We start from the raw sequence: 8,524 nt of genomic DNA, 5'->3' as shown, positions 1-8,524 counted from the left end.
AAGTGACCACTCAACCGTTCTAGGTGGCCGGGGTTAGGCCGTGGCGTAGGGGTTCGGGATGGCGGTGTACTTCGTGTAGAGGTACTCCTCGATGCCCTCGAACGACCCCTCCTTGCCGAGGCCCGACTGCTTCACGCCACCGAAGGGGGCGGCCGCATTCGACAGCACGCCGACGTTGAGGCCCATCATGCCCGACTCGATGCGGTCCATCATGCGCTGGCCGCGGTCGAAGCTCTCGGTGAAGACGTACGACATGAGGCCGTACTCGGTGCCGTTCGCGAGCGCGACGGCCTCGTCCTCGGTCTCGAAGGTGATGATCGGCAGCACCGGGCCGAAGATCTCCTCGCGGAAGATCTTGGCGCCCTGGGTGATGTTCTTCAGCACGGTCGCCTCGAAGAAGTAGCCGTCGCCGTCGACCGGGCTACCGCCCGACACGACCTCGGCGCCCTGCTCCACGGCGTCGTCAACGAGCTCCTTGACCTTGTCGACGGCCTTCTGCTCGACGAGCGGGCCGATCACGACGCCGTCCTCGATGCCGGGGCCCATCTTGAAGTCGTTCACCTTCGCGGCGACGCGCTTCGAGAACTCGTCGGCGATCGACGCCTGCACGATGATGCGGTTCGCGGCGGTGCACGCCTGGCCGATGTTGCGGAACTTCGCGGCGATAACGCCCTCAACGGCCTTGTCCAGGTCGGCGTCCTCGAACACGACGAACGGGGCGTTGCCACCAAGCTCCATCGACGAGCGCAGCACCTTGTCGGCGGCCTTCTTCATAAGACCGATACCGACCGGGGTCGAGCCGGTGAACGAGATCTTGCGGAGGCGGTCGTCGGCCATGATCGCGTCGGTCACGCCACCCGTGTTGCGGGTCGTGATGACGTTGACGACACCCTTCGGCACGCCGACCTCTTCGAGGACCTTCGCGAAGTACAGGGTCGTGAGCGGGGTGAGCGACGCCGGCTTCACGATGACGGTGTTGCCCGCCGCGAGCGCCGGGGCGATCTTGCGGGTCGCCATGGCGAGCGGGAAGTTCCACGGGGTGATGAGGAAGCAGGGGCCGACCGGGTGGTGCGACACGATCATGCGCTGCGTGCCCTCGGGGTTCTCGGTGTAGCGACCGACGATGCGCGGGGCCTGCTCGGAGAACCAGCGGAGGAACTCGCCACCGTAGTTCACCTCGCCCTGCGCCTCGGCGAGCGGCTTGCCCATCTCGAGCGTCATGAGCAGCGCGAACTCGTCGCGGCGGGCCATGACATCGTCGAAGGCCTTACGCAGCAGCTCGGCGCGGGTGCGGGCGGGCGTGCGTGCCCACTCGTCCTTGACCGCGACGGCGGCATCGAGGGCAGCGATGCCCTGCTCGACGGATGCGTTGGCCACGCGTGCGAGCTCGGCACCGGTAGCGGGGTTGTTCACGACGAACGCGTCGCCGCCCTCGCNCGACCCACTCGCCGCCGATGAGCAGCTGGGTCGGAACCTTCGCGAGGAGCTCTGCCTCAGTTGGGTAGGTCATCTATGACTCCAATTCGTTGCGCTGGTATCTGGACGCGTATCACGCGCTCACGCGTCCTTCGACGGTACACCGCGAAGGTTCCGCGGCCGCTGGTGTTGCCGCACGCATCCGCCCCAGATCTTTGTGCGAAACCACAACCGATTGCGCGCGTGCCAAACTAGCGACATGGCCCCCACTACCGCGAACCGACAGACGTCCTCGCACGCGCAGACGCTTTCCCGCGGCATCCGGGCCCTCGAGGTGCTCGCCGAGGCAGGCCGACCGATCTCGATCGCCGACCTCGCCGCCGCCCTCAACGTGCACCGCTCGGTGGCCTACCGCATCCTGCGTACGCTCGAGGACCACGGGCTCGTGCGCCGCGACTCGCAGGGGCTCATCCGCCTCGGCCCACGCATGGCGCAGCTCGCGCGCGGCGTGCAGCGCGACCTGCAGACCGTCGCCCTCCCCGAGCTCACCGACCTCGCGAACCGCTTCGCCGTCACGGCGTTCGTCGGCCTGCTCGACGACGACGACATCGTCACGCTCATGAGCGTCGAGCCGCGGGTCGCGTCGACCTCGGTCGCGCAGCGCCCGGGCAGCCGGCATCCGGTCACGGCGGGCGCGGCGGGCCTCGCGGTGCGGATGCAGATGAACGGTCGCGAGCTCGACGAACTTCGGGCGCACGGCCTCGACCCCGACGACGAGGGCATCCGCGCGGCGCACCTGCGTGGCCACGCCACCTCGTCGAACGAGGCGGTGCCCGGCCTCTCGGCGCTCGCCGTGCCCCTCCCCCTCGCGGACGAGCAGCTCGCGTCGCTCGCCGTCGTGTTCCTCAACTCGGGCGAGGACCGCGACGAGGCCGCGATCGTCGCGAGCCTGCACGAGGCGGCGCGCACGATCTCAGCCGCGCTCGCGTAGCGAGCCGGGAAAGCGTCGTTGCCCCGGGGGAACACGGCATCCCCGAGGCAACGGACTCGCTCGCACCCCGGCGTTGCGGCGCGAAACTCGCAGATCTGGACTGGTCCGGTGCAACCAGCGGGGGCGGTCACAATTTCGACTCGGTTTTGATCCTGTCCATAGTTTGCACCAAGATCCCAGATAGCACAAAGCCTGGTGTACATCCGCACAAGCACGCCGATGCCGCGCACGGTCGGAGGTGTCGATCAGTCTTCGGTCTGATTCCAACGACGGGACTGCAATCTTGCGGATGACGACCCGGTCCGCCGCGAAAACTTAGGCTGTTCTCAGCCGGTTGGCGNACCCCCCCCGCAAAGAAGAGGAACATCATGTCGACTAAGAAACTGCGCACCCCTGGCATCCTCGCCGCCGTTGCGATCGCTGGGCTCGTGCTCACCGGTTGCCAGAGCGGCAACGAGCGCATCGAAGACCGCTCGAACACCGAGGCCGACGAGCAGGACACCACCGAAGAGACCACCGACACGACCGAGGAAACCACTGAGCCCGAGGAGTCGGACGAAGAAGAGTTCCAGGCTCCCGAAGAGCAGAGCGTCTTCGACCTCACCGTCGGCGATTGCGTGACGCAGCCCGAGGAAGAGTCGTCCGAGTACCAGACTCTCGAGATCGTGCCTTGCACCCAGCCGCACGAGTACGAGGTGTTCTACGAGTTCGATGTGACTGACATCGACGAGTTCGACAAGACTGCAATTGAGAACCAAATTGCAGAACAGTGCTACGGCCAACCATTCGAGGACTTCATCGGCACCGCCTACGACCAGTCGACCCTCGGCGTGCAGTACCTCATGCCGACCCAGGGCAGCTGGGATGAGAACAACGACCGTCTCGTGAGCTGCATGGTCCACGAGGCCGACGACACCAACGAGACGACACAGTCGCTCGAGGGCTCGCGCCTCTAACCCACCCCGACGAACAAAGCCCGCCCGGGCGAGGAACGAACCTCACCCGGGCGGGCTTTTTCGTGGCTGATTATGCGGGCACGAGCGCCGACTTCAGCGTGAAGCCGGGCTCGGCCGCGGCGGCCGGGGTGACGGATGCGGCGGCCGCGGAGGCGAGCAGCTTGCGGGCGGCGACGTGGTCAGCCGGCTTGTTCACCGACTCGACGCAGACGAGCCGCTCCCCCGCAAACCGCAGCACCGAGAACTTACCGGCGCTGGGATCGCCGAGCACAACCTCGGTGTCGGCGCCGTCGGCGAGGCCGGCGATCTGGAGCTTCGCGCCAGCCTGGATCGACCAGAACCACGGCACCTCGTCGTAGTCGCTCGCGCCGTGCACGATCGCACGCGCGACATGGCGGCCCTGCTCGGTGGCGTTCTGCACCGACTCGATGCGCTGGAACTCGCCCCGCGCATCCGGGAAGCGGGCGATGTCGCCGATCGCCCAGATGCCGGGCAGGCTCGTGCGCAGCGACGCGTCGACGATGACGCCGCGGTCGGTGGCGAGGCCGGCGGCACCCGCGGCGTCGGCGAATACTGGGCAGTCGTCGACGCCGATGCCGGCGACGGTGAGGTCGGCCGGCCAGTCGGCGAGGTCTTGCTCGTCGGCGAGCGCGTCGACGCCGAACACGAACTCGACGCCGGCCGCGCGCAGGTGTGCGGTGAGCCAGTCAGCGGTCGTCGCCGAGGCCGAGCGACCGAGCACGCGCGGGCCCCGGCTCAGCAGCGTTACCTGCTTGCCCTTCGTCGCGGCGACGGCAGCGAACTCGAGCCCGATGAAGCCGCTGCCGACCACGAGGACGCGCTCGGCGTCGGCGAGCCGGCCGCGCAACGCCTCGGCGTCGTCGGCCGTGCGCAGCACGTGCGCACGTGCCGACGCGGCGTCGGCGCAGCGCAGGGGCCGGGCGGGCGCGCCGACCGCGAGCACCAGCTCGTCGTAGGTGAGGCGCGAGCGCTCGCCCCGCGCATCCGCGAGCTCGATCGTCCGGGCGCCCGGGTCGATGCCGCGTAGCTCGACCCCGAGGCGCAGCTCGATGCCGAGGCGCTCGTAGAACTCGGCGCCGCGCAGNGGGCAGCGGCTCGTCGCCCGAGGCGAGGCCGTCCTTCGACAGCGGCGGGCGCTGGTACGGCAGCCGCGTGTCGCGGTCGAGCAAGACGATCTCGCCGTCGAAGCCTTCGTCGCGCAGCGTCTCGGCCGCTTGCACACCCGCGTGCCCGGCGCCCGCGATGACGACGCGCATCGCTACACCTGCGATTCGGGCAGGTCGACGGTGAGCTCGTCGAAGTCGCGGCCCGCGAGCAGCTGGCAGCCGAGGCGCGAGTTGTCGAGGCGATCCGAGGTGGTGCACTCGAGCATCTCGTCCTCATCTTCACTCACCTCTGGCAGGTCGACGCCGTCGGGCACGTAGACGTGGCAGGTGGCGCACATGGCCTGGCCGCCGCACTCGCCGACGATGCCGGCCACGTCATTCTGCAGGGCGGCGCGCATGATCGAGGTGCCCTCGTCGACGACGACGGTGGCCGAGGTGCCGTCAACGCGGCGGTAGGTAATGCTGGGCATACGGGGTGTCCTTTCGGAAGAGTAAGCGGGGTCGGCCTAGGCGTCCCAGGTGATCGGCATGTGCGTCATGCCGCGGAAGACCCATCCCGTTTCGACGGCCTGCTGCTCGGGGTCGAGGCGCAGGCCCGGGAATTCGGCGAACAGCCGCGGCAGGGCGACGTCGGCCACCTGCGAGCGAGCGAGCCACGCGCCGGCGCAAAAGTGCACGCCGCCGCCGAACGCGAGGTGCGGCTGCTTCTCGCGGCCGAGGTCGTAGCGGTCGGCGTTCGCAAACACTGACTCGTCGCGGTTCGCCGAGAGTGCCACGACGCCGAGCTTCGCGCCGGCCGGCAGCACCGTGCCGCCGAGTTCGACCTCGCGGGTGGTCTGGCGCGGGTACATGCCGATCGGGGCGATCCACCGCACTCCCTCCTCGAAGGCGTCCTTCCACGTGCGGGTGCCGTTGAGCACGGCGGCGCGCTGCTCGGGCTCGCCGAACAGGCCCATCATGATCGTCGTGATCGCGTCGCGCGGCTCGTTGATGCCGCCGCCGATCGACATTTTGAGGTTCGCGCGGATGTTCGCGAGCGTCACCTCATCGCCGTTCGACGTGTGGATGATGTTCGAGATGAGCGTGTCGTTCGGGTGCTCCCAATAGTGCGCGATCATCTCGTCCAGGGCGATGTTCACCTCGTCGTAGCTGCGCTTCGCCTCGGCCCACAACTCGGGGTCGTCGGCGTAGTTGCCGGTGCCGTTGATCATCGTCTGTGACCAGCGGATCATGTCTTGGTCAGTCGCGTTCTCGAAGCCCATGACGCGACGCAGGTTCTCGGCCGCGTAGGGCCCGGCGAAGTGGTGCACGAACTCGACGCCCGGGCCGACCTCGCGCAGCACGGCGGCGTAGCGCTCGTAGCTCTCCTCGAACACCTGGCGCCAGCTCGCCTTGATCGCCTTCGGCTTGAGCACATTGCCGTAGGTCGCCCGCTGAACGGCGTGGTTCGGGTCGTCCATGCGCAGCATCGAGTGGCCCATCGACTTCTTCATGAGCGAGCCGCGCTCGTTCGCCGTGAAGGTTCCGGGGTCGTTGTCGACGGTGTGCGCGTCCTCGTAGCGCGTCACGAAGTAGCGACCGGCCGCCGGCACGTACGNCCGGATGCTCCTGGCGCAGCTTCGCGAACGTCGGGAACGGGTCGCGCGTGAGGTCCTCGAGCGTCACCCAGTCGGCGATGTACGTGCCGGGCAGCGGCTCAGGCGCCTCGTAGGGCGTGTACTCGGGCTCGGCGACGGCGGTCGCAGAACCGGCAAAGAACGGGCAGGTCGCAGTCATGGTGTGCTCCTCGGACGTCGGTGTCACGGTGCGGTGGGGACGCGTCGGTGCGGCCCAGTACTGCAACAATTCCACCGCGCGAACCAAAGCAAAAGCACGGAGTTTCGTAGAACATCCCCTATTTGAATGATGTTATGGGAAGATCGAGCGCATGTCCGACTTCACGCTGCGCCAGCTCGAGTACCTCGTCGCCGTCGCGGAGCACGGCACCATCGCCGCGGCCGCCGCGAGCCTGCACGTTTCAGAATCGGCGGTCGCGACCGCGCTCACCCAGCTCGAGCGAAGCCTCGGCACGACGCTGCTCGTGCGCCGCCGCGCGCACGGTGTGCAGCTCACCTCTGAGGGCACCCTCGCCGTCCAGCGCGCGCGCTCGCTGCTCGTGCAAACGCAGGATTTCCAGGCGGAGTTCTCGTCGGTCGAGCTGCGCGGTACCGTGCACATCGCGACCTACCCGACGCTCGCACCCACGCTCGCGCCGCGACTCGTGCGCAAGCTCGAGGATGCGCATCCCGGCCTGCGCGTGCAGGTGTCGACGATGCCCGCATCGCGCCTGCAACAGGAGGTTGAGCACGGTCAGGTCGACCTCGGCATTTGCTNCGGCTTCGACCTCGCCGGCGACTTCGAACGCAGGGTGCTGCGCCAGCTGCACGCCCACGTCGCGCTGCCACCCGACCACCGCCTCGCCGACGCCGAGCGCGTCGACCTGCGCGAGCTCGCCGACGAACCGTTCATTCGCTACGACCAGTCACCGAGCTGGGAGCACACGCAATCGGTGCTCGAGGCTGCGGGCATTTCTGTGAACACGCGCTTCTCGACCGACGGCTACGAGCTCGCGCGCTCGTACGTCGCGGCCGGCCTCGGCTGGAGTCTCTTCGTCATGCGCTCGCTCAACGAGGGCACGCGCGACGGCGGCCACATCGTCGTGAAACCAATTTCGCCGCCACCCACCCCGACCGAAGTCGTGGCGGTGTGGCGGCGAAACCGGCCGATGCGGCGGGTACAGCCGCTCATCGACGCGCTCGTGGCGCTCGTGCAGGAGGACGCGCGAACGCTACCGGAGCTTGGTTAGTTCGTCGGCGCCGTAGTACTCGACCATGATCGCCGAGGTCTCGGTGGGCAGGCGGTCGGGGTCGAACAGGTGATACCGGCCCGACTCCTCGAAGCCGACGTCGAGCGGAATGCCGCGGCGGTCGCGGAGCACGAGCACGGCGCTGAGCGAGATGAGGATCATGACGAGCAGGTACTGCGACACGGCCTGCGTCGTGCCGAATTGCGCAACGAGCGCGGCGGCGATGGTCGGGGCGAAGGCGCCACCGAGGATCGCGCCGAGCGCGTACGAGATCGAGACGCCCGAGGTGCGCACCGACGCGGGGAAGGTCTCGGCGTACCAGGCCGCCTGCGGGCCGTATGTGAGACCGAGGCCGACGGCGAAGATGACCATGCCCACGGTGAGCCAGAGCAGGTCGCCGGTGTTCACGAACCAGAACAGCGGGAATGCGAACAGGGCCATCCAGAGGAAGCCGATGATGTACGTGTTCTTGCGACCGATGCGGTCGGCGAGGTAACCCGAGACCAACGTCGAGACGAACCACATCGCCGCCGCGATCGTGACCGCGTTGAGCACGCTCGTTCGGTCCATCGCGAGCAGCCCCTCGGGGTTCGTCGAGTAGTTGAGGATGAACCCGCCGGTGATCATGTAGCCGGCCGCGTTGTTGCCCGCGAAGACGAGGGCGAGCAGGATGACGAGCTTCCAGTGCTTGCGGAAGAGCTCGACGATGGGCATCTTGATGCGATTGCCCGTCTCCTTCATCTCGGTGAAGACCGGTGACTCCTCGACCGACTGGCGCACGATGAAGCCGACGACGACGAGCACGATCGAAAGCAGGAACGGCACGCGCCAGCCCCACTCGTTGAACGCCTCTCCGGGCGAGATGACGCCCGACATGAGNGCGAGCACGCCGGTCGCGAGCAGCATGCCGATCGGCACGCCGAGCTGCGGGAACATGCCGTAACGGCCGCGCTTGTTGACCGGGGCGTACTCAACGGCCATGAGCACCGCGCCGCCCCACTCGCCGCCGGCCGAGATGCCCTGCAGGATGCGCAGGAGGATGAGCAGAATCGGCGCGACAATGCCGACGTCTTCGTAGGTCGGCAATACGCCGATGAGCGTCGTCGCCGCGCCCATGAGCACGAGCGTGATGACGAGCATGAGTTTGCGGCCGAGGCGATCGCCATAGTGGCCGACGAGCGCCGCGCCG

General features: G+C 68.1%; 6 protein-coding genes and 3 pseudogenes (1 of these 9 only partly in view). 3 read left to right on the top strand and 6 right to left on the bottom strand.

Annotated elements, in window-relative coordinates; translation table 11 throughout:
- Positions 1-33 precede the first annotated feature (33 nt).
- A pseudogene (locus ID132_RS11020) lies at positions 34-1,510 on the bottom strand (NAD-dependent succinate-semialdehyde dehydrogenase).
- Between the two features lie 165 nt (positions 1,511-1,675).
- On the opposite strand from ID132_RS11020, the gene ID132_RS11015 reads away from it, so the two are divergent.
- Both ID132_RS11015 and ID132_RS11010 read left to right on the top strand, forming a co-directional pair.
- Positions 1,676-2,407, top strand: a complete 732-nt coding sequence (locus ID132_RS11015; RefSeq protein ID WP_125107740.1) for an IclR family transcriptional regulator — start codon at positions 1,676-1,678, stop codon at positions 2,405-2,407.
- Between the two features lie 368 nt (positions 2,408-2,775).
- Positions 2,776-3,363, top strand: a complete 588-nt coding sequence (locus ID132_RS11010) for a septum formation family protein (RefSeq protein WP_193128629.1) — start codon at positions 2,776-2,778, stop codon at positions 3,361-3,363.
- 70 nt (positions 3,364-3,433) lie between these two features.
- On the opposite strand, the gene ID132_RS11005 is transcribed toward ID132_RS11010, so the two are convergent.
- From ID132_RS11005 to ID132_RS14950, 4 genes and pseudogenes are all read right to left on the bottom strand, one after another.
- Positions 3,434-4,381, bottom strand: coding sequence for an NAD(P)/FAD-dependent oxidoreductase (locus tag ID132_RS11005; protein WP_413229369.1), 948 nt, complete (start codon positions 4,379-4,381; stop codon positions 3,434-3,436).
- Between the two features lie 157 nt (positions 4,382-4,538).
- Positions 4,539-4,640, bottom strand: a pseudogene (locus ID132_RS15335) (hypothetical protein); the annotation flags it as partial.
- Between the two features lie 2 nt (positions 4,641-4,642).
- Positions 4,643-4,960 (bottom strand): 2Fe-2S iron-sulfur cluster-binding protein, encoded by a 318-nt coding sequence (locus tag ID132_RS11000; protein WP_193128628.1) that lies wholly within the window; start codon positions 4,958-4,960, stop codon positions 4,643-4,645.
- Positions 4,961-4,996: 36 nt separating this feature from the next.
- Positions 4,997-6,082 carry a cytochrome P450 gene (locus ID132_RS14950; RefSeq protein WP_211198395.1) on the bottom strand — a complete coding sequence of 362 codons (1,086 nt, stop codon included), beginning with the start codon at positions 6,080-6,082 and terminating at the stop codon, positions 4,997-4,999.
- A gap of 335 nt (positions 6,083-6,417) precedes the next feature.
- Between ID132_RS14950 and ID132_RS10990 the strand changes: the two genes are divergently transcribed.
- Positions 6,418-7,335, top strand: a complete 918-nt coding sequence (locus ID132_RS10990; protein ID WP_193128627.1) for a LysR family transcriptional regulator — start codon at positions 6,418-6,420, stop codon at positions 7,333-7,335.
- Here ID132_RS10990 and ID132_RS10985 read toward each other — a convergent pair.
- Positions 7,318-8,524, bottom strand: a pseudogene (locus ID132_RS10985) (MFS transporter) (it continues 229 nt past the right edge of the window). The gene ID132_RS10990 and the pseudogene ID132_RS10985 overlap by 18 nt on opposite strands.

The organism is Gulosibacter sediminis (genome assembly GCF_014904065.1).
Taxonomy (GTDB): domain Bacteria; phylum Actinomycetota; class Actinomycetes; order Actinomycetales; family Microbacteriaceae; genus Gulosibacter; species Gulosibacter sediminis.
The sequence above is the reverse complement of the archived record's forward strand: the minus strand, read 5'-3'. Positions and strand labels throughout refer to the sequence as shown.